Origin of the sequence: Nonomuraea sp. NPDC049400 (assembly GCF_044466425.1) — a bacterium.
Taxonomy (GTDB): domain Bacteria; phylum Actinomycetota; class Actinomycetes; order Streptosporangiales; family Streptosporangiaceae; genus Nonomuraea.
The window spans coordinates 259,470-281,253 of record NZ_JBITMP010000009.1; the positions used below are offsets into that span (position 1 = coordinate 259,470).

The 21,784-nt window shown below is 71.1% G+C and carries 23 protein-coding genes and 3 tRNA genes; 8 read left to right on the top strand and 18 right to left on the bottom strand.

What is annotated here, in order from left to right; translation table 11 throughout:
- Window positions 1-28 precede the first annotated feature (28 nt).
- On the bottom strand, window positions 29-1,576 hold the full coding sequence (locus ACIBVN_RS16560; RefSeq protein WP_397137083.1) for a DAK2 domain-containing protein: 1,548 nt from the start codon (window positions 1,574-1,576) through the stop codon (window positions 29-31).
- Window positions 1,577-1,784: 208 nt separating this feature from the next.
- On the opposite strand from ACIBVN_RS16560, the gene rpmB reads away from it, so the two are divergent.
- The gene (gene rpmB / locus ACIBVN_RS16565; RefSeq protein ID WP_043618345.1) at window positions 1,785-1,970 is read left to right on the top strand and encodes a 50S ribosomal protein L28; all 186 of its coding nucleotides are present in this window, start codon (window positions 1,785-1,787) and stop codon (window positions 1,968-1,970) included.
- Between the two features lie 224 nt (window positions 1,971-2,194).
- Here rpmB and thiD read toward each other — a convergent pair whose 3' ends face one another.
- The 3 genes from thiD to ACIBVN_RS16580 form a co-directional block, all read right to left on the bottom strand.
- Window positions 2,195-2,998 carry a bifunctional hydroxymethylpyrimidine kinase/phosphomethylpyrimidine kinase gene (thiD, locus tag ACIBVN_RS16570; protein ID WP_397137085.1) on the bottom strand — a complete coding sequence of 268 codons (804 nt, stop codon included), beginning with the start codon at window positions 2,996-2,998 and terminating at the stop codon, window positions 2,195-2,197.
- Window positions 2,999-3,006: 8 nt separating this feature from the next.
- On the bottom strand, window positions 3,007-4,680 hold the full coding sequence (locus ACIBVN_RS16575; RefSeq protein ID WP_397137086.1) for a hypothetical protein: 1,674 nt from the start codon (window positions 4,678-4,680) through the stop codon (window positions 3,007-3,009).
- A 269-nt stretch (window positions 4,681-4,949) separates the two neighbouring features.
- Complete coding sequence (locus ACIBVN_RS16580) at window positions 4,950-5,915, bottom strand: thiamine-phosphate kinase (protein ID WP_397137088.1); 966 nt, start codon at window positions 5,913-5,915, stop codon at window positions 4,950-4,952.
- Between the two features lie 47 nt (window positions 5,916-5,962).
- On the opposite strand from ACIBVN_RS16580, the gene ACIBVN_RS16585 reads away from it, so the two are divergent.
- Together ACIBVN_RS16585 and ACIBVN_RS16590 are read left to right on the top strand one after the other, a co-directional pair.
- Complete coding sequence (locus ACIBVN_RS16585) at window positions 5,963-6,196, top strand: Lrp/AsnC ligand binding domain-containing protein (RefSeq protein ID WP_344991475.1); 234 nt, start codon at window positions 5,963-5,965, stop codon at window positions 6,194-6,196.
- Window positions 6,197-6,209: 13 nt separating this feature from the next.
- Window positions 6,210-6,641 (top strand): DUF3515 domain-containing protein, encoded by a 432-nt coding sequence (locus ACIBVN_RS16590; RefSeq protein WP_349450893.1) that lies wholly within the window; start codon window positions 6,210-6,212, stop codon window positions 6,639-6,641.
- Between the two features lie 112 nt (window positions 6,642-6,753).
- On the opposite strand, the gene ACIBVN_RS16595 is transcribed toward ACIBVN_RS16590, so the two are convergent.
- The 3 genes from ACIBVN_RS16595 to ACIBVN_RS16605 all read right to left on the bottom strand — a co-directional run bounded on the left by ACIBVN_RS16595 (window position 6,754) and on the right by ACIBVN_RS16605 (window position 9,597).
- Window positions 6,754-7,848 (bottom strand): D-alanine--D-alanine ligase family protein, encoded by a 1,095-nt coding sequence (locus ACIBVN_RS16595; protein ID WP_397137090.1) that lies wholly within the window; start codon window positions 7,846-7,848, stop codon window positions 6,754-6,756.
- Window positions 7,849-7,925: 77 nt separating this feature from the next.
- Window positions 7,926-8,936: an NAD(P)H-dependent glycerol-3-phosphate dehydrogenase gene (locus ACIBVN_RS16600; protein ID WP_397137092.1), complete on the bottom strand. Its 1,011-nt coding sequence runs from the start codon at window positions 8,934-8,936 to the stop codon at window positions 7,926-7,928.
- Window positions 8,937-8,940: 4 nt separating this feature from the next.
- A complete protein-coding gene (locus ACIBVN_RS16605; RefSeq protein ID WP_397137094.1) occupies window positions 8,941-9,597 on the bottom strand; it encodes a lysophospholipid acyltransferase family protein in 657 nt (218 codons plus the stop codon).
- Window positions 9,598-9,731: 134 nt separating this feature from the next.
- On the opposite strand from ACIBVN_RS16605, the gene cofC reads away from it, so the two are divergent.
- Window positions 9,732-10,367: a 2-phospho-L-lactate guanylyltransferase gene (gene cofC, locus ACIBVN_RS16610; RefSeq protein ID WP_397137095.1), complete on the top strand. Its 636-nt coding sequence runs from the start codon at window positions 9,732-9,734 to the stop codon at window positions 10,365-10,367.
- Between the two features lie 13 nt (window positions 10,368-10,380).
- Here cofC and ACIBVN_RS16615 read toward each other — a convergent pair whose 3' ends face one another.
- Window positions 10,381-11,592: an MFS transporter gene (locus ACIBVN_RS16615; protein WP_397137097.1), complete on the bottom strand. Its 1,212-nt coding sequence runs from the start codon at window positions 11,590-11,592 to the stop codon at window positions 10,381-10,383.
- 57 nt (window positions 11,593-11,649) lie between these two features.
- Here ACIBVN_RS16615 and ACIBVN_RS16620 point away from each other — a divergent pair, with 57 nt between their 5' ends.
- Window positions 11,650-11,889, top strand: a complete 240-nt coding sequence (locus tag ACIBVN_RS16620) for a hypothetical protein (RefSeq protein ID WP_397137099.1) — start codon at window positions 11,650-11,652, stop codon at window positions 11,887-11,889.
- Between the two features lie 107 nt (window positions 11,890-11,996).
- Here the strand turns inward: ACIBVN_RS16620 and ACIBVN_RS16625 are convergent, their stop codons facing one another.
- From ACIBVN_RS16625 to leuC, 4 genes are all read right to left on the bottom strand, one after another.
- Complete coding sequence (locus ACIBVN_RS16625) at window positions 11,997-12,296, bottom strand: HU family DNA-binding protein (RefSeq protein ID WP_349450886.1); 300 nt, start codon at window positions 12,294-12,296, stop codon at window positions 11,997-11,999.
- Between the two features lie 99 nt (window positions 12,297-12,395).
- Complete coding sequence (locus ACIBVN_RS16630; RefSeq protein ID WP_349450885.1) at window positions 12,396-12,623, bottom strand: hypothetical protein; 228 nt, start codon at window positions 12,621-12,623, stop codon at window positions 12,396-12,398.
- Window positions 12,602-13,189: a 3-isopropylmalate dehydratase small subunit gene (gene leuD, locus ACIBVN_RS16635; protein WP_397137101.1), complete on the bottom strand. Its 588-nt coding sequence runs from the start codon at window positions 13,187-13,189 to the stop codon at window positions 12,602-12,604. Before leuD ends, ACIBVN_RS16630 begins: the two co-directional genes overlap by 22 nt.
- A gap of 13 nt (window positions 13,190-13,202) precedes the next feature.
- Window positions 13,203-14,588 (bottom strand): 3-isopropylmalate dehydratase large subunit, encoded by a 1,386-nt coding sequence (leuC, locus tag ACIBVN_RS16640; RefSeq protein ID WP_397137103.1) that lies wholly within the window; start codon window positions 14,586-14,588, stop codon window positions 13,203-13,205.
- Between the two features lie 122 nt (window positions 14,589-14,710).
- On the opposite strand from leuC, the gene ACIBVN_RS16645 reads away from it, so the two are divergent.
- Window positions 14,711-15,427, top strand: a complete 717-nt coding sequence (locus tag ACIBVN_RS16645; RefSeq protein ID WP_139632184.1) for an IclR family transcriptional regulator — start codon at window positions 14,711-14,713, stop codon at window positions 15,425-15,427.
- 58 nt (window positions 15,428-15,485) lie between these two features.
- Window positions 15,486-17,198 carry a hypothetical protein gene (locus tag ACIBVN_RS16650; RefSeq protein ID WP_397137105.1) on the top strand — a complete coding sequence of 571 codons (1,713 nt, stop codon included), beginning with the start codon at window positions 15,486-15,488 and terminating at the stop codon, window positions 17,196-17,198.
- A gap of 137 nt (window positions 17,199-17,335) precedes the next feature.
- Here the strand turns inward: ACIBVN_RS16650 and ACIBVN_RS16655 are convergent.
- The 5 genes from ACIBVN_RS16655 to ACIBVN_RS16675 all read right to left on the bottom strand — a co-directional run bounded on the left by ACIBVN_RS16655 (window position 17,336) and on the right by ACIBVN_RS16675 (window position 20,624).
- Window positions 17,336-17,408 (bottom strand) — tRNA-Glu (locus tag ACIBVN_RS16655).
- A 20-nt stretch (window positions 17,409-17,428) separates the two neighbouring features.
- Window positions 17,429-17,504, bottom strand: a tRNA-Glu gene (locus tag ACIBVN_RS16660).
- A 79-nt stretch (window positions 17,505-17,583) separates the two neighbouring features.
- Window positions 17,584-18,165 (bottom strand): hypothetical protein, encoded by a 582-nt coding sequence (locus ACIBVN_RS16665; RefSeq protein ID WP_397137107.1) that lies wholly within the window; start codon window positions 18,163-18,165, stop codon window positions 17,584-17,586.
- 267 nt (window positions 18,166-18,432) lie between these two features.
- Window positions 18,433-19,047: a response regulator gene (locus tag ACIBVN_RS16670; RefSeq protein ID WP_397137108.1), complete on the bottom strand. Its 615-nt coding sequence runs from the start codon at window positions 19,045-19,047 to the stop codon at window positions 18,433-18,435.
- Window positions 19,047-20,624, bottom strand: coding sequence for a sensor histidine kinase (locus tag ACIBVN_RS16675; RefSeq protein ID WP_397137110.1), 1,578 nt, complete (start codon window positions 20,622-20,624; stop codon window positions 19,047-19,049). The genes ACIBVN_RS16670 and ACIBVN_RS16675 overlap by 1 nt, the downstream gene beginning before the upstream one ends.
- Window positions 20,625-20,733: 109 nt before the next feature.
- Here ACIBVN_RS16675 and ACIBVN_RS16680 point away from each other — a divergent pair, with 109 nt between their 5' ends.
- Window positions 20,734-21,663 (top strand): alpha/beta fold hydrolase, encoded by a 930-nt coding sequence (locus ACIBVN_RS16680; RefSeq protein ID WP_397137112.1) that lies wholly within the window; start codon window positions 20,734-20,736, stop codon window positions 21,661-21,663.
- Window positions 21,664-21,669: 6 nt separating this feature from the next.
- Here the strand turns inward: ACIBVN_RS16680 and ACIBVN_RS16685 are convergent.
- Window positions 21,670-21,741: transfer RNA gene (locus tag ACIBVN_RS16685), tRNA-Gln, on the bottom strand.
- Window positions 21,742-21,784: the final 43 nt, after the last annotated feature.

Below are 21,784 nucleotides of genomic sequence, written 5' to 3' on the forward strand. Positions count from 1 at the left end.
AGGAATCCCGTTCATCGCCGTCGTCAGGTCACTCCACGCCGATCAGGAGCGGGTAGCCGCCCTGCTCGCCGTCGTACACGACCAGGTCCACGTCCGGCCGCGTTCGCCTCAGGTGCTCCTCCAGGCCCTCCGCCAGCCCGGGCGGCGCGTCCGCGCCCGTGACCAGGGTCACCAGCTCGCCGCCGCCCGCCACCATCCGGTCCACGACCATGGTCGCCACGCGGTCGAGCGAGCCGCCGATCACCGCGACATCCCCGTCGATCATGCCGAGCACGTCACCGGGGCGGCACACCCCCGCGCTCGTGACCGCCTCACGGTCCGCCACCGTCACGTGCCCGTACCGCGTGTGCCCCGCGGCGTCGGTCATCGCCACCACGTCGTCGTCGAAGCGCCGCAGCGGGTCGTGCACGGCCAGCGCCGCCAGCCCCTGGACGGTCGCCTCCGTGGGCAGCACGCTGACCGTGACCCCGTCCTCGCGGGCGATCTCCGCGGCCGCGGCGGCGATCGACCTGACGCCCTCGTCGTTCGGCAGGACCGCGACCTCGGTGCCGGCCTGCCTGATCGCGGCCAGCATGGCGGGAAGCGTGGGCCGCGTGCCCGGCGCGCGCCGCACCACGACAGCGCCGGACTCCTCGAAGAGCGCCGCGATCCCGTCGCCCGCGGCCACCGCCACCACGCCCCTGCCCGCGTTGCCGCGGTGGGTGCGCTCGGCCAGGTACGTGATCCTGATCCGGTGCGGCCGGCCCGCCCGCACACCGGCCTCCACGGCGGGACCGGCCTCGGCCACGTGGACGTGCACGTTCCACAGGCCCCCGCCGCCGACCACGACCAGCGAGTCGCCCATGGCGTCGAGCTCCTCGCGCAGCGCGGCCACCGCGGCGTCGTCGGCCTCCAGCAGGTACATCACCTCGTACCCCGCACCCACTTCGGCCATCGGCGAGACCTTGGCGGTCGGCGCCGGCACGTCGTAGTGGTCGGTGTAGGAGCCGGTGAGCACGGCGGCCAGGGTCTCCAGCACGATCGCCGCCCCCGCGCCGCCCGCGTCCACCACGCCGCTGCGGGCCAGCACCTCGAGCTGGCCGGGCGTGCGCCGCAGCGCCGCGCGGGCCTCGCCCGCCGCCTGCCGCGCCACCTCGGGCAGATCGTCCCCGTCCACCTCCTGTACGGCCCGCGCGGCGGACTCCAGCACGCTCAGCACCGTGCCCTCCACCGGCCTGGCCACCGCCTCCCTGGCCAGCACGGCGGCCCTGAGCAGCCCGGCCCGCAGATCGGGGCCGTCCTTCAGCACCTCGGCGAGACCGCGTAACGCCTGACTGACGATCACCCCGGAGTTGCCGCGGGCCCCGACCAGGGCGCCGTACGAGAGCGTCTGCCACATCACGGCCGCGTCCACGTCATCCGGCAGCGACTCCACGGCCTCGGCCGCGGACAGCATGGTCAGGTGCAGATTGGTGCCGGTGTCACCGTCGGCCACCGGGAACACGTTGAGCGCGTCGATCTCAGCGCTGGCCTGGCCGAGCGCGTCGGCGGCCAGGCGGGCCCAGCGGCGCACCGCGGGCGGGTCGAGGATCTTCATCTGCACCCTCCGAAACCAGCGACCCCGACCAAATGCGCTACTGTTGCCGAAGGAGAATATCGCTGCCGGACCTCCGGTCCAGCGTTCCAGTTCGCGCCCATCGGTGTGGATCGGATATTCTCGTCTGGCTGGCCGGTTGTCCCGGCACGCCCTCCGCCCGGAAAGCATCAGCGGACAGGGCTACATCGACTGTTTTAAGGAGCGAACCGTGGCTTCCGTCTGCGATGTTTGCCGCAAGGGCCCGACCTTCGGCAACAACGTGTCCCACTCGCACCGCCGCACCCGCCGTCGTTGGAACCCCAACATTCAGACGGTTCGCGCGGTCGTCGGCGGCACGCCGAAGAAGCTGAACGTGTGCACCTCGTGCATCAAGGCGGGCAAGGTCACCCGCTAGTCCCACACTTCTCGCGCAAGCCCGTCGCTCTCTCGGGGAGCGGCGGGCTTGCGTGCTTTCGTTTCCAGGCGGCCACGGACCGCCCCCTCGTCGGCCGGCCGCTTCGCGCACCGGCCCACCGCCCGTGGTCCGCGCTCCCCAAGGGGCACTGTCTCGGAGGCGACGAGCACTGCCGCGCGCGAGCGGCCGCGGGGCGGCTCGCGCCCCGAGAGGACGGCGTGAAGTCAGCGCCAGCGCCAGGCGTGGTCCACCGGGCCGATGCCGCCGCCCAGGGGGAAGCCGCGGGCGATCGCGCCCGTCACGTACTCCTTCGCCTTGCCCACCGCCTCCGGCACCTCGTCGCCCAGCGCCAGCCGGGAGGCGATGGCAGAGGCCAGCGTGCAGCCCGTGCCGTGGGTGTGGCGGTTGTCGAGGCGTTCGGCGGCGAAGCGGTACTCGCTCGTGCCGTCCGTGAGCAGGTCGACCGGCGCCCCGGGCAGGTGACCGCCCTTGATCAGCGCCCAGGAGGGCCCCAGCTCCAGCACGGCGTCCGCGGCCCGCCGCAGCCCGTCCTCGTCCTCGACCTTGACGGAGGTGAGCTGCTCCACCTCCCACAGGTTCGGCGTCGCCACGGTGGCCACGGGCAGCAGCAGCGTCCGTACCGTCTCCACGGCCTCGGGCGCGAGCAGCGAGTCGCCGTGCTTCGACACCCCGACGGGATCCACGACCACCGGGGCGGCGTACGAGCCGAGCACGCCGGCCACCGTCTCGACCAGCGCGGGAGAGGCCAGCATGCCGGTCTTCACCGCCCGCGCGCCGATGTCGCCGAGCACCGAGTCGAGCTGCGCCCGCACGGCCTCGGGCGGCAGCTCCCAGTAGCCCTGGACGCCCAGCGAGTTCTGCGCCGTCACCGCGGCGATGACGCTCATGCCGTGAACGCCCATGGCCATCATGGTCTTCAGGTCGGCCTGGATGCCCGCGCCGCCCCCTGAGTCGGAGCCGGCGACGGTCAGCACACATGGAGGAGTCAAAGCCGTCATGTCCCCCATCCAACCACTCAGCTGACGGCGCAATCCCCGCTGACCAGCCCGCAGTTCGCGGCCTTCTCACCCTTGCCCGTGGCGGTGAACGAGACGGCGGCCGAGTCACCCGCCGCCAGCGACGCCGACAGGTCGAGGATCAGCAGGTCGCCGTCCTGCGTCCACTGGGCGCCGGTCACGCTCACGACCTTGCCCTCGACCGGGACGGACACGGTGGGGTTCTCGAGCGTCTGCTGGGACGTGTTCGAGAGCGTCATGTCGGCCTTGTAGGTGAGCACGCCCTGCCTGATGCTCTGCCGGACGTTCATCGAGCCGCCCTGCCCGGACCCGAAGGTGGCCGTGGCGGTGGGGGCGGCCGAGACGCCGCTGGTGGGCGCGCCGCCGGTGTCGGAGTCGTCCAGCGTCGAGGGCTCCGCGGTCGGAGTCTCGGACACGCTCTCCTCGACGGGCGGCGTCGGCTCCTTCGTCGGCTTCGCGGACGTCTTCGCCTTGGTCCTGGTGGGCGTCGGCGTGGCGGACGAGGTGCGCCGCGGCGTGCGGGCGCTGTAGGAGGCCGTCGGCGACGGAGCCGTGGAGGGCGTGGCGGTGTCCTCCTCGCTCGGCTCCTCCGTCGGCTCCGCCTCGGGCTCGGTCTGCTCCTCGCTCGGCTGGGCGACCTCGGGCCCCGGCTGGTTGCTGGACGCCTGTACGGCGGCGCAGGTCGTACCCGCACACTTGCCCGGCTCGCTCGACGAGCTCATGAACTTGACGCCCGCCACGGTGCCGCCCAGCACGACGGCCACGGCGGCGACGGACAGCAGCGCGACCCGGCCCTTGCCGCCGCCCGAGGTGGGCGCGGCGAGCACGTCGTCGCCGCCGCGTCCGCCTTTACGGCGCCCGCGCCGGCCCTTCGGGTCGTCCGGCCCGTCGAAGCCGGAGCCGGCGCCGGAGTCGGATGACCAGTCGGAGCCGAGAAACCCGGTCTCGGCGTTCGCCCAGGCGGGAGCCTGCACGGCCGTCGGCTCCCCGGCCACTTTGACGTCCCCCGGCTCGGGCGGGCCGGGCGACACGGGAACATCGAACCTTCCGGTGCGCTCGCCGGGCCCTGAGCCATCGCCGCGAGGCCCGCCTGGCGCGTCAGGACCGCCGAAGAAAGCCGTGCGCTCGGCAGGACCCGGCGCGTCCGGGCCGTCAAAGAAGGCCGTGCGCTCAGCGGGACCTGGCGCATCTGGACCGTCAAAGAAGGCTGTGCGCTCAGCGGGACCTGGCGCGTCCGGACCGTCAAAGAAGGCTGTGCGCTCGGAAGGACCCGGCGCATCTGGACCGTCGAAGAAGGAGGTGCGCTCCATGGGCCCGTCAAAGGGACCCGGCGGGTCGAAGGGGCCCCGCCCGGCGGACGGGCCCGGTGCGCCAGAGCCGGGCATCGGGCCGGGGCCGGGCGTCCGGTCGGGGCCGCCGAAGACGGCCGTCTGGTCGGCGGGGCCGTCAAAGGTACGGTCGGCCGGCGGGCCCCACTCCGACGGGCGGGCGAAGGCGCCCGTCGTCTCGAACGGCCCGGCCTCCTCCCCCGGCCTCCGCGGGAAGGCACGCGCGGGGTCGTCGGCCGGGGGGAAACCGCCGGCGGGGTCGTTGGGCAGCGCGAAGGCCCCGGTGGTCTCGAACGGCTCGGACTGCGGCCCGCGCGGCGGCGGCCCGTCCGTGCGCCGCGGCATGGGAGCCCACTGGCCAGTCACCTCGGGTTCGTCCGGCAACGAGGGCCAGCCTGGCGGCTCGGCCTGCTCGTCAGGACCCCAGAATGCGCTGTTGTTCCCCCGTTCATCCCCGTCGTCGGATCCACCTGTGCCGTGGCGGCCCATGGCTGCCCTTTCTCGCGGTTACAGTGGCCGCCAATCTTCATAACACCTTTGCTACGCGGTTGTCACAGCAATCCCCGGAGTCCCACCACAAATCAGGAAAATTTCATGTAAATCGGGACAAGTCGTCACTCAAAGTGATCCCAGCCACGCCGGACGATCTTCCGCCCCTGCACCAGAACGCCCTCACCCGTGACCACCCGGCCCACGACCTGCCACGACGGCGGCAGCCGTACGTCTGAGGGGAAAACCGCCGCGAGCGCGTGATCCTCACCGCCTGTGAGCACCCACTCCAGTGGATCGGCCCCCAATTCCTTGGCCGCGACGGACACGGGCTCCCCCACCGCGAACGCCCGCGGATCCAGCTCGACGCGCACGCCGCTGGCCTCGGCGACGTGGCCGAGGTCCTGCAGCAGCCCGTCGCTGACGTCCAGCATCGCGCTCGCGCCGAGCTCGGCGGCCCGCGGCCCCATCTCGTACGGAGGACACGGCCGCCGATGCGCGACCACGGCCTCCTCGAGAACGGGGTTCAGCGGCACCCCGGCCTCCAGCAGCGCCCACCCGGCGGCGGCGTACCCCAGCCGGCCGGTCACCGCCACCACCTGCCCCGGCCTGGCGCCCGAGCGCGTCACAGGCGCCCGGCCGCCGAGGTCGCCCAGCGCGGTCACCCCGATGACCACCAGGTCGCACTTCGTGATGTCGCCCCCGGCCACGCTCGCCCCGACCACCGCGCACTCGTCGCGGAACCCGTCCGTGAGGTCGTCCAGCCACTTCAGGGGAAGGTCGGCGGGCATGCCCAGCCCGACCACGATGGACGTCGGGCGGGCGCCCATGGCGGCCACGTCGGCCAGGTTCTGGGCCGCGGCCTTGCGGCCCACGTCATAGCCGCTGGACCAATCGCGCCGAAAGTGTCTACCCTCGATCAGCAAATCCGTTGAGACCACGACACGGCCGTCGGACGCGCCGATGACGGCGGCGTCGTCACCCGGGCCTAGCATTACCGCCGCGCCCTGGGGCAGACGTCCGGTAATACGATTTATCACTCCGAACTCGCCGAGATCTCCGACTGTGATGACGCACCTCCTGACGCACACAGGGTACGGTGGCCCTTCGGCGTGATCCAATCGCCTGGGAGGACGTGATGGTGCAGGCCTACATCCTTATTCAGACCGAGGTCGGCAAGGCCGCTGCCGTGGCTCAGGAGATTTCCGGGATTCCCGGCGTCACCCAGGCTGAAGACGTGACAGGGCCCTACGACGTGATCGTTCGCGCGGAGGCCAACAACGTCGACGAGCTGGGCAAGCTCGTGGTGGCACAGATTCAGGCAGTGGAGGGCATCACGCGTACTCTTACGTGTCCGATCGTCCATATCTGAAGGTAGTCGTCGCATGCGTGCCGCCGCCGTCCTGCTCGTTCTCCTCGCACTCGCCGGTTGCGGCGGCACCGTACAGGTCGATCCGCCCAAGCCGCAGGGCGACGCGGTGGCGGCCTGCGACAAGCTGGCGACGCTGCTGCCCCAGACGCTCGACGGCGACCGGCGTGGCACGTCCACGCCGGAGTCGCCGTACGTGGCCGTCTGGGGCGAGGCCGCCATCGCGCTGCGCTGCGGCGTGCCCAGGCCCGCCAGGATGGCGCCGACCGACCAGCTCCAGGAGATCGGCGGGGTGGGCTGGTTCGCCGACCCGGACAGGCCCACCCTGTTCACCGCGGTGACGGACACGGCCTATGTGGAGGTCACGGTCGGCGGCGAGCACGTGGCCGCCGAGGTGCTCGCGGACCTGTCGAAGCCGATCTCCCAGGTCTCGACGCCACCCCGCTGAGCCGTCAGCGCAGCCGTGTCCGCGCGAGCCCGCCGACCTGTCAACGCAGCCGTGTCCGCGCGAGCCCGCCGACCCGTCAACGCAGCCGTGTCCGCGCGAGCCCGCCGACCCGTCAACGCAGTCCCGTCGGCCGTGACAGCGCGAGCTGGATGAGCCTGTCGACCAGCGCCGGGTAGTCCAGGCCCGAGGCGGCCCAGAGCTGCGGCGCCACCGACAGCGACGTGAAGCCGGGCATGGTGTTGATCTCGTTGAAGATCAGCTCGCCGTCGGGCGTGTAGAAGAAGTCGACCCGCGCGAGCCCCTCGCAGTCGAGCGCCTCGAACGCGCGCACGGCCATCGCCCGCAGCTCCGCGACCGTCTCCTCGGGAATGTCGGCGGGCACGGTGAGCGACATCTGGTCGGGGTAGTACTTCGCCTCGAAGTCGAAGAACTCCTGACCGCCTTCGACCTTGACCTCGCCGGGCAGCGACGCCGCCGCGGGCTCGTCGCCGAGCGACTCCAGCACCGCGCACTCGATCTCGCGGCCCTCGATCGCGGCCTCGATCAGCACCTTCGGGTCGTGCTGCCTGGCGAACTCCACGGCCGACTCCAGCTCGGCCATGTCGGAGGCCTTGGAGATGCCCTGCGACGAGCCCGCCCTGGCGGGCTTGACGAACACCGGCCAGCCGAGCGACTCCGCCTCCTTGAGCACGCGGCCCCGGTCGAGCCGCCAGTCACGGTCGCGTACGACGACGTAAGGGCCGGTCGGCAACCCCGCGGCGGCCATCACGGTCTTCATGTAGGCCTTGTCCATGCCCACGGCGCTGGCCAGCACGCCGGAGCCGACGTAGCGCACCCCGGCCATCTCCAGCAGCCCCTGGATCGTGCCGTCCTCGGCGAACGGCCCGTGCATCACGGGGAAGACCACGTCCACAGCGCCGAGCTCCACGGGGATGCTGCCGGCGTCGTACGCCACCAGCGAGCTCCCGCCGGACGGCAGCGCCAGCGCCGCGCCCGAGGTGTCGACGACGGGCAGCTCGCCCGACTCGATGGCGTACCGCTGGTCGGAAGCTGCCAGCACCCACCTGCCGTCCTGGGCGATCCCGACGGGGATGACCTCGTACTTGCTCCTGTCGATCGCATCCAGAACGCTGCCCGCGCCCATCAGGGACACGGCGTGCTCAGAATTGCGGCCTCCGAAAACGACGGCGACGCGTGGCTTGCTCATGGTGTCCGAATCTACCGGGGTGTTCTGGTCACAGCGAGCCGAGCACGCCGTAATCAGGTCTTTCTCCCACCGTAAGCTCAGATTCCGTAGCGTTCCGGCTTTGGTGAGCGGGACATGAGCAGCATGCCCGCCTCGGCGGGAGACATGCCGTCGTGCACGACCCCGACGACGACCTCGGTGATCGGCATCTCGACGTCGTGCTTCCTGGCCAGCTCCAGCACGGACTCGCAGGACTTCACGCCCTCCGCGGTCTGCTTGGTGGCCGCCACGACCTCGTCGAGGGTCATGCCCCTGCCCAGGTTCTCGCCGAAGGTGCGGTTGCGCGACAGCGGCGACGTACAGGTCGCCACGAGGTCGCCCATCCCGGCGAGCCCCGCGAACGTGTGCTGGTCGGCCCCCAGCGCCGCGCCGAGGCGGGAGATCTCGGCCAGTCCCCTGGTGATGAGCATGGCGCTGACGTTGTCGCCCATGCCCATGCCCGCGGAGACGCCCACGGCCAGCGCGATCACGTTCTTCACCGCGCCGCCGAGCTCGACCCCGACCACGTCGGGGTTGGTGTAGGGGCGGAACCACGGCGGCAGGTGGCAGATCGCCTGGAGGCGGGCGGCGACCGACTCGTCGGTGCAGGCGGCGACCGTGGCGGCGGGCTGGCGTTCGGCGATCTCCCTGGCCAGGTTGGGGCCGGAGATGACCGCGACCCGCTCCTCGGGCACCTCGGCGACCTCGCGGATCACCTCGCTCATCCGCTTGGTCGTGCCCAGCTCGATGCCCTTCATCAGGCTCACCAGGACCGCGTTCGGCGGGATGTGCTCGCGCCAGGCGGCCAGGTTGGGCCGCAACTGCTGCGACGGCACGGCCAGCACCACGAACTCGGCCCCGTCGAGCGCACGCGCCGGATCGGTCGTCGCGCGCAGCCTCTCCGGGAGGGCGATGCCCGGCAGGTAGTCCGGGTTGACGTGGTCGCGGTCGATCGCCTCGGCCAGCTCCCGCCTGCGCCCCCACAGCGTGACCTCGTTGCCCGCCTCCGCGAGGATCATCGCGAACGTGGTGCCCCACGAACCCGTGCCGAACACGGCCACCTTCGTCATGCCATCACCGCCCGGCCGGGTCGTAGGGGGTCTCAGGTGCCTTCTCGCCACGCAGCTCGGCGAGCTGCTCGGTGATGGCCGCCATGATGTCGGCCGTCGCCTCGCGCAACACGCTCGCGTGCAGCGGCTTGCCCTCGTACTTCGACAGGTCCACCGGCGGCCCCACCGTCACGTGGAACGTCTTGCGCGGGAACAGTCTGGGCTTCTTCTCCCCATATGGCAGGAGCTCATGCGCGCCCCAGTGGGCCACCGGGATGACCGGCGCGCCGCTCTCCAGCGCCAGCCGGGCCGCGCCCGTCTTGCCCACCATGGGCCACAGGCCGGGATCGCGGGTGCACGTGCCCTCCGGGTAGAACAGGATCGCGCTGCCGTCCTTGAGCCGCTGAGCGGAGACCTCCAGCGACTTGGCCGCCTCGGCGCTGCCGCGGTAGACCGGGATCGCGAGCAGCCCTATCACTGCCCTGCCCAGGACCGGCACCTTGAACAGCGCGGCCTTGGCCAGGATCACCGGCCAGCGGCCGTTGTTGTAGAGGAAGTGGGACAGCAGGACGGGATCAGTCCAGGAGAGGTGGTTGGCCGCGATGATCACGCCGCCGGTGCGCGGGATGCGCTCTCCCCGGCGCCAGTCCTTCTTGACCAGGAGCCGGGACAGCGGTTTCACGATAACTACTGCCAGGGTTTCCCAGAAACGCGACGGTCTCGTGGGGCGGCTCATGGTCTCCTCCAACACGTACGGGGTGCGCCCCAAGTCTCCCGGGTGGCCGCGCGGGATGTCGAGGCGGGATGCTTAAGACTATGAGCATCCGCTGGTCACTGGTGATCCCGGTGAAGACGCTGGTCGCGGCGAAGACAAGGCTGGCCGCGGCGACGGGACCGCATCGCATCCGGCTGGCAGTGGCGGTGGCCAGCGACACCGTGGCGGCGGCGCTGTCATGCGCGCAGGTCGCCCGGGTGATCGTGGTGACGGCCGATCCCGCCGCCGCGGGGCCGCTGGGCGCGCTGGGGGCCGAGGTGGTGCCCGATCCGGACCGCGGGCTGAACACCGCCTTACGGACAGGGGCCGCCCACGCCGTACGCGTCGCGCCCGGCGACGCGGTGGGGGCGCTCCAGGCGGACCTGCCTGCCCTGCGATCCTCGGAGCTGGGGGTGGCGCTGTCGGCGGCGGCCGAGCTGGACCAGGCCTTCGTGCCGGACGCGCTCGACGTGGGGACGACCTTCTACGGGGTACGGCCCGGAATGCCGTTCACGCCCAGGTTCGGCGGGGAGTCGCGGGCCAAGCATCTGGCGGTCGGGGCCAAGGAGCTGTGCCTGCCGGGGATCGAGTCCGTACGGCGGGATGTGGACACGCCCGACGACCTGCGCGCGGCCATCGCGCTGGGCCTCGGCCCGCACACGGCCGCGGTGGTCTCCGAGCTGTGGCCCTCCTCATGACAGAGACACGGCCTCATGAGAGGGACGCGGGCGCCTTCATGATGGCGGGCGAGGTCACCACCGCCAGGTGTGACAGGCCCAGCAGGGCCACGCCCGCGGCGAAGACCGTGTAGCCGCCGAACCACTCCCCCAGCGCGCCGCCGATCAGGCCGCCCACCGGGAAGGCGCCCCACATGAGGAAGCGCATGCTGGCGTTGACCCGGCCGAGCAGATGGTCGGGGGTGATGCGCTGGCGGTAGCTGAGCTGGGCGATCCCGAAGATCGAGGTGGCCACGCCGAACAGTGACCCGGCCACCGGGAAGATCAGCAGCCGCCAGCCGGGGCCGGTCGCCAGCGCGGGCAGGTAGAGCACGGTCGCCAGGACGGCGGAGCCGTACAGGGTGCGGCCGGTGCCGAAGCGGGCCGTGACGCGGGGCACCAGCACGGCGCCGACGATGGAGCCGACGGCGGTGGCCGACAGCAGCAGCCCGTACTGGGCGGAGCCGACGCCGAGCTGCTTGACCAGGTAGAGCGGCAGGCCGACCGTGCAGATGCTGTTGGCGATCATGACCAGCGCGCCGCCGACCGCGATCCTGCGCAGCACTCGCTCTCTCGCGACGAACTTGACGCCTTCCGCCACCTCGTGCCGCAGTAATCCGCGCTCGCCGCGCCGCGGACTCTCCTGAGCCCGCACGCCCGACAGCAGGAGCGCGGAGGCGAGATAGCTGACGGCGTCGGCGAGCAGCGCGATCGGCGCGGTGAGCGCGGCCGCCATCCACCCCCCGAGGCCCGGTCCGGCGAGCACCGAGACGTTCCTGGTGACCTCCAGGAGGCCGTTGCCGCGTTCGAGGCGCTCCTTGGGCACGATGGCGGGCAGGAAACTCATGTGGGCGACGTCGAAGAACACCGTGCCCACTCCCAGCACCAGCGCGACGACGTAGAGCTGGGGCAGCGTCAGCACGCCGAGCCAGGCCGCCACCGGGACCGACAGCAGCGCCACTCCGCGCGCGACGTCGGACCAGATGAGGATGGGGCGGCGCCGCGCCCGGTCCACCCACACGCCCGCGGGCAGGCCGATCAGCAGGAAGGCGAGCATCTGGGCCGCCGAGAGCAGGCCGAGCTGGAACGCGCCGGCGTCCAGCGTGAGAAGCGCCGTCAGCGGCAGGGCCACGACCGTGACCTGAGTGCCCATTTGCGTGACGCCGTTCGCCCACACAAATCGCCAGAAGTCACCCGCACGTGCCATGATCCGCGATTCTGGTGGCCTCGCCGGGTGAGGGGCAAACCAATTACGCTGATCTGCGTGCAGGGAACGGTACGCAGCTTCGACGAGTCCACGCGCTCGGGCACGGTGTTCCTGGACGACGGGACCGTGCTGGAGTTCGGCACGCCCGCCTTCGACGCTGGGCCGCTGCGGCTGCTGCGCACGGGCCAGCGGGTCAACCTCGCGATGTCCGGCGGGGAGATCACCTACATCACGCTCTCGACTTTCCCGGTCCCCGACGCATTCGCTCAGCCGCGGCCGGCGAACGACACGGAGTAGCGGTCAGGGCGGGCACGAGGCGGCGGCCCGGCGGCGCTTTACGGCGGATTGCGGGAGGCAAATGCGAACGCCCGGGCCGACGGCCCGGGCGTACTGGTTCGCTGGGATTACTTCTTCTTCCCGGCTTTCTTGCCGCCCTGGTTGACCAGCTCCTTGAAGTCCGACCCCGGGCGGAACTTCGGCCCCCAGCTCTCGGGAACGTTGATTTCCGCGCCGGTCGACGGGTTCCTGGCCGTGCGGGCGGGCTTGTGCACCATCTCGAACGCGCCGAAGCCCGTGATCGAGACCTTGTCGCCGCTGGCCACGGCTTTCTGGACGGCGTCGATGACCGCGTTTACGGCCTCGGTGGCCGTCTTCCTGTCGCCCACCCGATCCGTGATGGCCTCGACGAGTTCTCGCTTGTTCATGAAAGTTCTGCTCCCCCAGTTACGGCTCGGGGTTCCAGCTCACGAGTTCGACGTAGAAACCCCTTACGCGCTCGAAAGTAGGCTGGATCGCGAGGGAACTCAATCACCAAGCGTATTTTCGCCACTACGTGGCGTGTCGAGAGCGGCCAGAAAGGCGTCCAAACGGGCGGCGGCTCTTTCCGGATCCCGCTTCGCCAGGTCGCAGATCGCGAGGTACCGGCGACCCAGGCGGGCCTTCTCGGTGGCGGGGAGCATGCGGACGCGGCGGTGCGCCTCGCGCAACCGCCGCGCCAGTTCGTCGTCTTCTAGACGGTCGTCGGCAGCCATGGCTGCCGACCATTCTCGTACGCCGCCACATCGTCGGCGTGACGCAGGGTCAGCCCGATGTCGTCAAGGCCCTCCATGAGCCGCCAGCGGGTGTAGTCGTCGATCTCGAACGGCACGACCTCGCCGGCCCAGCGCACCTGGCGTTCCACCAGGTCCACGGTGACCTCCAGCTTCGGGTCCGCCTCGACGGCCGCCTGCAGGGCCTCGACCTTGTCGCCGGGCAGGACGACCGGCAGCAGGCCCATCTTCGTGGAGTTGTTGCGGAAGATGTCGCCGAAGCGGGCGGCGATCACGACGCGGAACCCGTACTGCTGCAGCGCCCAGACCGCGTGCTCGCGCGAGGAGCCGGTGCCGAAGTCGGGACCGGAGACGAGGATCGAGCCGCCCTCGTAGGCCGGGTCGTTCAGCACGAACGTGGGGTCCTCGCGCCAGGCCGCGAACAGGCCCTTCTCGAAGCCGGTGCGGCTGACCTGCTTGAGCCAGACGGCCGGGATGATCTGGTCGGTGTCGACGTTGCTGCGGCGCAGCGGCACCGCCGTACCGGTGTGGGTGGTGAATGCTTCCATCGGTGAGCTCTCCTTACAGGTCGGCGGGCGCGGTGAGACGGCCGGTGACGGCGGTCGCGGCGGCGACCTGCGGCGACACCAGGTGGGTACGGCCACCCTTGCCCTGGCGGCCCTCGAAGTTGCGGTTGGAGGTGGAGGCGCTGCGCTCGCCGGGCTTGAGCGTGTCGGGGTTCATGCCCAGGCACATCGAGCAGCCGGCCTCGCGCCACTCGGCGCCGGCGGCCTTGAACACCTCGTGCAGGCCCTCCTGCTCGGCCTGCAGCTTGACCAACATCGAACCGGGCACGATCAGCGTGCGGGTCTTCACCTGGCGGCCGCGCAGGATCTCGGCGGCCGAGCGCAGGTCCTCGATGCGGCCGTTGGTGCACGAGCCGACGAACACCGTGTCGACCTCGATCTCGCGCAGCGGCGTGCCGGCGGTCAGGCCCATGTACTCGAGCGCCCGCTCGGCGGCCGAGCGCTCGACCGGGTCGGAGAAGCTCTCCGGCGCCGGGACGGACTCGCCCAGCGGCAGGCCCTGCCCCGGGTTGGTGCCCCACGTGACATACGGGGTCAGCGTCGAGGCGTCGATCTCCACGACCTTGTCGAACACGGCGTCGTCGTCGGTGCGCAGCGACTTCCAGTATTCGACGGCCTGGTCCCACGCCTCGCCCTCGGGCGCGTGCGGGCGGCCTTTGAGGTACTCGAACGTGGTCTCGTCCGGCGCGATCATGCCGGCGCGGGCGCCCGCCTCGATCGACATGTTGCAGACCGTCATCCGGCCCTCCATGGAGAGCTTGCGTACGGCCTCGCCGCGGTACTCGACGATGTAGCCCTGGCCGCCACCGGTGCCGATCTTGGCGATGATGGCCAGGATCAGGTCCTTGGCCGTGACGCCGGCAGGCAGTTCGCCGGAGACCTCGATGGCCATCGTCTTCGGCCGGTACGCGGGCAGCGTCTGCGTGGCGAGCACGTGCTCGACCTCGGAGGTGCCGATGCCGAACGCGATGCCGCCGAACGCGCCGTGCGTCGAGGTGTGCGAGTCGCCACACACGATCGTCATGCCCGGCTGCGTCAGCCCGAACTGCGGGCCGATGATGTGCACCACGCCCTGACCGGCGTCGCCCATCGGATGGAGCCTGATGCCGAACTCGGCGGCGTTCTTGCGCAGCGTCTCGACCTGCGTCTTGGACACCGGGTCGGAGATCGGGCCGAGCACGGTCGGCACGTTGTGGTCCTCGGTGGCGATCGTGAGGTCGGGCCGCCGCACCTTCCGGCCGGCGAGACGGAGCCCGTCGAACGCCTGCGGGCTGGTCACCTCGTGAATGAGGTGCAGGTCGATGTAGAGCAGGTCCGGTTCGCCCTCGACGCGCCGGACTACGTGTTGCTCCCAGACCTTCTCGGCCAGTGTGCGGCCCATGATTCTTCCTCCCGTTTGTTAGCGATGCACCGTCGCACCGCTCGCTTGGGGTCCCAATCTCCCCTCGCGTGGAGTTTGCCTCCGACTTGCTTTCTCATATGTCGAGACGGCAGTATCGGTGTATGGACAACTCTAGCGGAGTCGGAGTACTCGACAAGGCAGTTCTTGTACTCAATGCCCTAGAAGCGGGACCCGCTTCACTGGCGCAGCTCGTCCAGGCCACCGGTCTGGCCCGCCCCACGGCCCACCGGCTGGCCGTCGCACTTGAGCATCACCGCATTGTGAGTCGTGACACACAGGGCAGATTCGTACTTGGTCCCCGGCTTTCCGAGTTGTCCACCGCAGCCGGCGAGGACCGGCTGCTGGCGGTGGCCGCACCTGTACTGATGCAGCTGAGGGATCTCACCGGGGAGAGCGCGCAACTCTACCGCCGCCAGGGCGACGAGCGCGTCTGCGTGGCGGCCGCCGAACGCGCCAGCGGTCTGCGGGACACCGTGCCGGTCGGCTCCGCGCTGCCCATGACGGCGGGCTCGGCCGCGCAGATACTGCTGGCCTGGGAGGAGCCGGACCGGCTGCACCGGGGCCTGCGCGGCGCCAAGTTCAGCGCCGCCACCCTCGCCTCCGTACGCCGCCGCGGCTGGGCCCACAGCGTCGGCGAGCGCGAGCAGGGGGTGGCCAGCGTGTCGGCCCCCATCAGGGGCAGCGGCGGCAAGGTGATCGCGGCCGTGTCGGTCTCCGGCCCCATCGAACGGCTCACGAGGGCCCCAGGACGGCTCCACGCGGTGCCCGTCATGGCAGCCGCCGAACGTATAACGGAGGCAATGCGTCGCACGTCATGATCGGAGAAAGCAGGTATTTGGGGAGCCGAGTGCCTCGTGGGCGCACTAGCCTGAGTGCGTGACAGATCGCATCGAGGTAGCCGCCACTGAGCTGCGACCCCTGCTCGAAGAGTTCATCATGTGGGCGCGTGCGAACGCCCCCGGAAGCGACCCCGAGCTCGTGGGGCCTGCAGCACTCTGGCACCGTCTCGCCTTCTCGCAGGACCTCGGCACCTGGAAGCGCGCCGACCTGCGTAACCTGCTGCTCGATCGCATGCCCAAGGTCGTGGAGGATCCTGACGCCGCCGCCGACGGGATGCTCCCGGCCGTGGACGCGTACCTCACGTTCCTCTCCCAGACCGGCAGGCTGGCCAAGGGCTCGGACTCCCTCGCCGATCTGCAGGCGGAGCTGGACGACGTCGAGGACGAGTTCGTCGACCTCATGGAAGAGCTGCTCGACGACACCGAGGGCGACGACGACGAGGAGGACGAGGTCGGCGACCTTGGCGATTTCGAGCCGTTCGCGGACGAGCTCGCCGATCTCGACACGATCCGGTTGCGGCCCGACTCGGAGCTGGCCGCGGCGGCCCGGCAGGCGCCGCTGGTCGCCAAGGCCCGCGACCTCGCCCTGTGGGTGGGCTCCGGCCGCCGGGTGGGCGAGGAAACGCTGCTCACCGACGCCGAGGTGGACGAGGCGCTGGCGGCCACCGGGCTGCCCAGACCCGAGACCGACGGCCCGATCGCCGAGGCGGTCCCGCAGCTCTGGAACATCTGGAACCTGGCCGTGGACCTGGAGTTCCTCCAGCCCGGCGAGGGCAACACGGTCGCGGTGCAGGACGACACGTCGGAGTGGCCGTTCGACGACGACGAGGACGTGCTCGACGCCTGGATGCTGGGTCTCCACTCGGTCGACTACGGCGACCCTGAGCTGGACGACGAAGACCTCACGATGGCGCTGGCGGGCCTGACCCGCGGTCTGCTGGTCCGCCTGCTGCTGGCGGGCGGCTCGCGCGAGCTGGACGAGCTGGCACAGGACCTGGCCGAGGCCGCCGCCGACCTCGACGAGCTGGGGTCGGACGCATGGGAGGCGGCGGGCGACCCGCTGACGCCCGCGATCGACTGGCTGATCGGCTACGGCATGGTGGAGCGCGACGGCGACACCGTCCGCCTCACGCCGCTCGGCACCGAGGGCGTCGTCCACCTGGTGGACGACGCCGACATCGAGGTGGACGCGCGGCCCGCGATCGAGTCCATGAGCGCCCACGAGCTGCTGGCGCTCAGCGCCGAGCTGCCGGAGGACGAGGCCGACGCGGAGTTCGCGGCCTGGATGCGGCTGCGGGAGCCCGGCAAGGCCGCTGAGGAGCTGCTGGAAGCGGCGGCAGAGGACGAGAGCGACGCGCTGATCAGGGTGCAGGCGGCCAGCGTGGTCGGCACGCTGGGCGAGGCCGCCATCCCGGCCTGGCAGGCGGCGCTCAAGCAACCCTCGCTGCGGCCCTACGCCGCCACGCATCTGAGCCAGCTGGAGGTCGAGGGGGCGCCTGAGCCCACGCAGGACGACACGCACTGGCTGATTCTGGACATGTGGACGATCTCTGCCGGTCTTGGACGGTCGGAGTTCGTGAGCAGCCTGCGGGACATCGGGCCTGAGATGGTCAACAGCCTGCTCGAGGTGGTCTGGCGGATCCCGCACGCCCACGTGGAGGAACTGCTGGACCTGATCTCCCAGGTCCACCCGGACAAGCAGATCGCCAAGGCGGCCCGGCGCGCGCTCTTCAAGGCCCGTTCCATGTGAGCCGCCGCTTCTCTGAGGCCCTCGCCGTTCGCGGCGGGGGCCTTTTTTCGCCCGGAGCCCTCTTCGGCCGGAGCCTTATTCGCCCGGAAAAACAAAACGCTCCGGAGCTGTGCGCTCCAGAGCGGTTGTGGTAGACGTAGTCCCGACCGGATTCGAACCGGCGCTACCGCCTTGAGAGGGCGGCGTCCTGGGCCACTAGACGACGGGACCTTCGCGGGGCTTGTGACAAGTGGTAGTCCCGACCGGATTCGAACCGGCGCTACCGCCTTGAGAGGGCGGCGTCCTGGGCCACTAGACGACGGGACCCTGTCCACAAGCTGGTGATGCCGGGCCTCCCCGGCAACGCAGGTAACTCTACCGCACCCCGGAGACCACTCCAAACCGCTTATCTGCCCATCAGATCGGGCCTGTGGCGCCGGACCCAATCCCCCATCGGCCCTCGTTCCCACAGCGGATCAATCTCCCCCAGCGGGATCGCCACCTCCGGGCGACCGGTCACGGGGTCCACGGGGACGCGGGCCAGCCGGTCCCGCATCCAGCCCGGTATGCGGGGCGGCACCGTCCGCTCGCCCCATCCGATGAGCCCCGCGGAGCGCAGCGCCTGCGCCCGCACCCGCATGCCACCCAGGCGGCCCATGACTCTCGGGTCGGCCAGTTGGGTGTCCACGATGTCGATCCTGGTGATGTCGGGCCAGCGGAGGTGGACGCGGAAGCCGTACGAGTCGGTCAGCTCCACGCCGTCCTCCGCGAACCGGACGACGGTTCCGGCGGTCAGGCGGCGGTGCTTGACCGCGAGCACGGCCAGGAGCACGGCGGTGGCCAGGGCGCCGATGACCACGCCGAGCGGGGTGCTGCCGGTCAGGATGGCGCCGAGGAGGAGGCATACGGCGAAGAAGAGGACGAGCGGGGCGATAAACGCGGCGACGAAGCGCGGGAAGCTGCCCGCGCGAACACGAAAGACATCCATAAGCCGGGCGGACTCTACCCAAATCACCACCCCGCCACCACCCGGGCCAGTAGCGGCAGGCCGGACCCAGGACATGCCACACCACCACCCGCATTCCCGCACACGGGCCGGTCGTGGCGAGCCAGGCCCAGGACGCGCCACGCCACCACCGCACTCCCGCACATCCGCACCCGGCCGACCGGGTGAAGCGCGCATCGACGGGACACCTTGAGAGATCAACGCAGGTCAGTGGACGGAGAGAGCCAGGTGATGGAGGGCGGGAGTGAGTCAGTGGGTGAGGAGGCCGCGGCGGTAGGCCTCGGCGACGGCGGAGGCGCGGTCACGGACGTCGAGCTTGGCGTAGATGTGCAGCAGGTGCGTCTTGACGCTGGCCTCGCTGATGAACAGGCCGGCCGCCGCCTCCTTGTTCGTCGCTCCCCCCGCCACCAGGCGCAGCACCTCCAGCTCGCGCTTGCTGAGCCTGCCTCTGGACGGCTTGCGGAGGTGGTCGGCGAGGCGGCCCGCCGCGGCGGGGGCGAGGACGGTCTCGCCCCTGTGTGTGGCTCTGACTGCCCGCACCAGCTCCTCCGGAGGGGCGTCCTTGAGCAGGTAGCCGGTGGCGCCCGCCTCGAGGGCGGGCAGGACATCGGTGTCGAACGTGGTGAGCACCAGCACCCGCGGGCCCGTGCCGCGGAGGCGGCGAATGGCGGTGACGCCGTCCATGCCGGGCATTCGCAGGTCCATGAGAACGATGTCGGGCTCGAGCTCGGCGGCCAGGCGGACGGCCTCCTCGCCGTCGGCCGCCTCCGCGACGATCTCGAAGTCGGGCTCCCCGCCGAGCGCCGCGCGCAGGCCGTCGCGCACGATGGGGTGATCGTCCGCTATCAGCAACCTCACCGGCATCAGTCCCCCTCCCCCAGGCGATCGTCCCTCGCCAGGGTCTCATCCAGCGCCCTCTCCGCAGGCCGATCGCCCGCCCCGGAGGCCCGAAGACCCCGTCGCAGCATGGCCTGAGGATCGATCGCTTGCCCTGCCGCCGCGGCTCGGCCGGCTCCCCCGTGGATGGCGTCGGCACTCTCACGGGAGCCCCCAGCGGGCACGGCATCGGCACTCTCACGGGAGCCCCCAGCGGGCACGGCATCGGCACTCTCACGGGAGCCTTCGGCGGGGATGGCGGGGATGGCGGCGGCCACGGCAGTGCCATGGCCCGGCTCGGACTCGATGTCGAGCGTGCCGCCGACGCCGCGGACGCGTTGCCGCATCCCGTCCAGGCCGAAGCCGTCAGCGGGCTTCTGCGGGTCGAAGCCGGTCCCGTCGTCGCGAATGTCGAGGAGGACCGTTTCGTCCGTGTAGGACAGCGTGAGGCCCGTCCTGGTGGCTCTGGCGTGCTTGGCGACATTGGCCAGAGCCTCCTGGGCCACGCGGAACAGGGTGGCCTCCACGTCGGCGGCCAGGGCGACCGGGGTGCCGGTGATCTCGAGCATCAGGTCCACGCCGGCCGCCCGCGACCACGACTCGGCCATGCCGGTGATCGCCTCCGGGAGTCTCGCACTCTCCAGCGGCTCGGGGCGCAGGGCGCGTACGGATCTGCGAGCCTCGGACAGGCTCCGGCGGGCCAGCTCGGCGGCCTGGTCGAGGTGGCGGCGGCGCGCGGGGGCCGCGGAGGCGCGGTCGGCGGCGTTGAGCTGGCCGATCAGGGCGACGAGGTCCTGCGCCACCGTGTCGTGGATCTCGCCCGCCACGCGGTGCCGCTCGTCGAGCACGCCTGCCCGCCTGGCCTGGTCGAGGAGCCTGGCGTGGAGATCGGCGTTCTCCGCCATGGCGGTACGCAGCCGCTCGACCAGGCGGCGGCGCTTGTCGTGCTCGCCGGAGACGTACCAACCGGCGATGACCAGCGGCAGCGCCACGCCCGCGAGCACGGCGAGAAGGGTGTCCCGGGCGCCCGGGCCCACCTGGGCGGTCACGTTGACGATGGCGGTCGACGTCACGCCCGCCATGACCAGCCTGGCCGGGAGCATGGCGATGGCCAGCGGGTAGCCGATCGCGGCGAACAGGATGAAAGCAGGGCTCGCGGCGGTCAGCACCCCGGCGAGGACGATCAGGACGAGGTAGTGGCTCACGACCAGCACGCGGTGCTTGTCGCGGCGAGGGTGGAGCCACGCGATCGGCGCCAGCCACACCGCCGCGACCAGCGCCGGCACGGGCCACCCCACCACAGGCCAGATCAGCACGGACGACGTCAGGGTGAAGGGCTCCGGTGGGAGCCACGTCGTGGTCAGAGCGCCGGCGGACAGGGCGCCGGTGGCTGGTTCGGTCGTCGTCGCGAGCCAGGTCGCGAGCGGGCCCGCCAGCCAGCGGAGGATCGGCCAGGGTGCGGTGGTGGGCGCGTCCGCGAGGGCGGCCGCGGTCGCGGAGATCGCGAGCAGTGCGTACGCGAGCCCCGGGAAAGCCCAGCGCTCACGGCCGTCGAGCCAGCTCATGGCCTCAAGCCTGACACGTCATCGGCCGATCGGTGGATGCCGGGCGTCCACCGCACGATGAGCCGGGCAGGCGATGCGCACCTCGGCTGAGCAGGGCGAACATCGAGACATGAGCTTTCCGACCCGTAGAGACATGTTCCAGTACGCCGCCGTGGCGGGGGCCGGCGCCGTGGGCGCCTCGGCGGCCAAGCCCAGGAAGGACGTGACCACGTACGTCTTCGTGACCGGCGCGAACGGCATGGCCGCGGCCGATCCGGAGCTGACGTTGCGCGGCCACCGCACCGTGGGCGTGAACCTGCCCGGCCACGGCCCCGAGGAGCAGTTTCACCTCGCCTACCAGGCGCCGCAGGACCTTGAGCAGTTGGCCACGCTGCCGTCGCCGGTGGCCAGGGTCACGCTGGACGACTATGTGGAGGCCACGGTGGATGTCGTGCGCCGGGCCTCCGCCCACGGCCCGGTGATCCTGGTGGGCGGCAGCCTGGGCGGCGCGACGATCACCAAGGCGGCCGACGCGGTGCCCGACCTGATCGACCTGCTCGTCTACGACACCGCGTTCTGCTGCACGAAGCTGCCCTCGCCCAACGACTATCTGGCGACGCCGGAAGGCAAGCAGAGCCTTGCCGCGAGCATGGCGGAGAACGGCATCATCGCCGACCCGCGGGTGATCGGGGCCATCCGCATGAACTGGCGCACCAAGGACAGGAAGTTTCTGGACGCGGTCAAGGCGGCGTTCATGGCGGAGGCGAGCGAGGGCGAGGTCCTGGCCATGCTGAACACGTTGCTGCCGGATGAGAGTCTCCTGGTGGGAGGCGCCGACGCTCGGGGGCGCAAGGAGGCGTGGGGACGAGTGCCGCGTGTCTACATCAGGCACACGCGGGACAGGATGATCCCGCTCGCGCTGCAGGACCGGATGATCAAGGAAGCGAACGCGGCTACGCCGGACAACCAGTTCAAGGTCTTCTCGGTGAGGGCATCCCATGCGCCGACGGCGAAAACGTACCGGGAGATTACCGAAATCCTGCACAGACTGGCGAAATAAGAAGTGCTGGGGTACCAGGACTCGAACCTAGACTAACTGAACCAGAATCAGTCGTGCTGCCAATTACACCATACCCCACCGCTGGCGGCCCCTCTCGAGGCGCGCTCTTGGCGACGTCCGA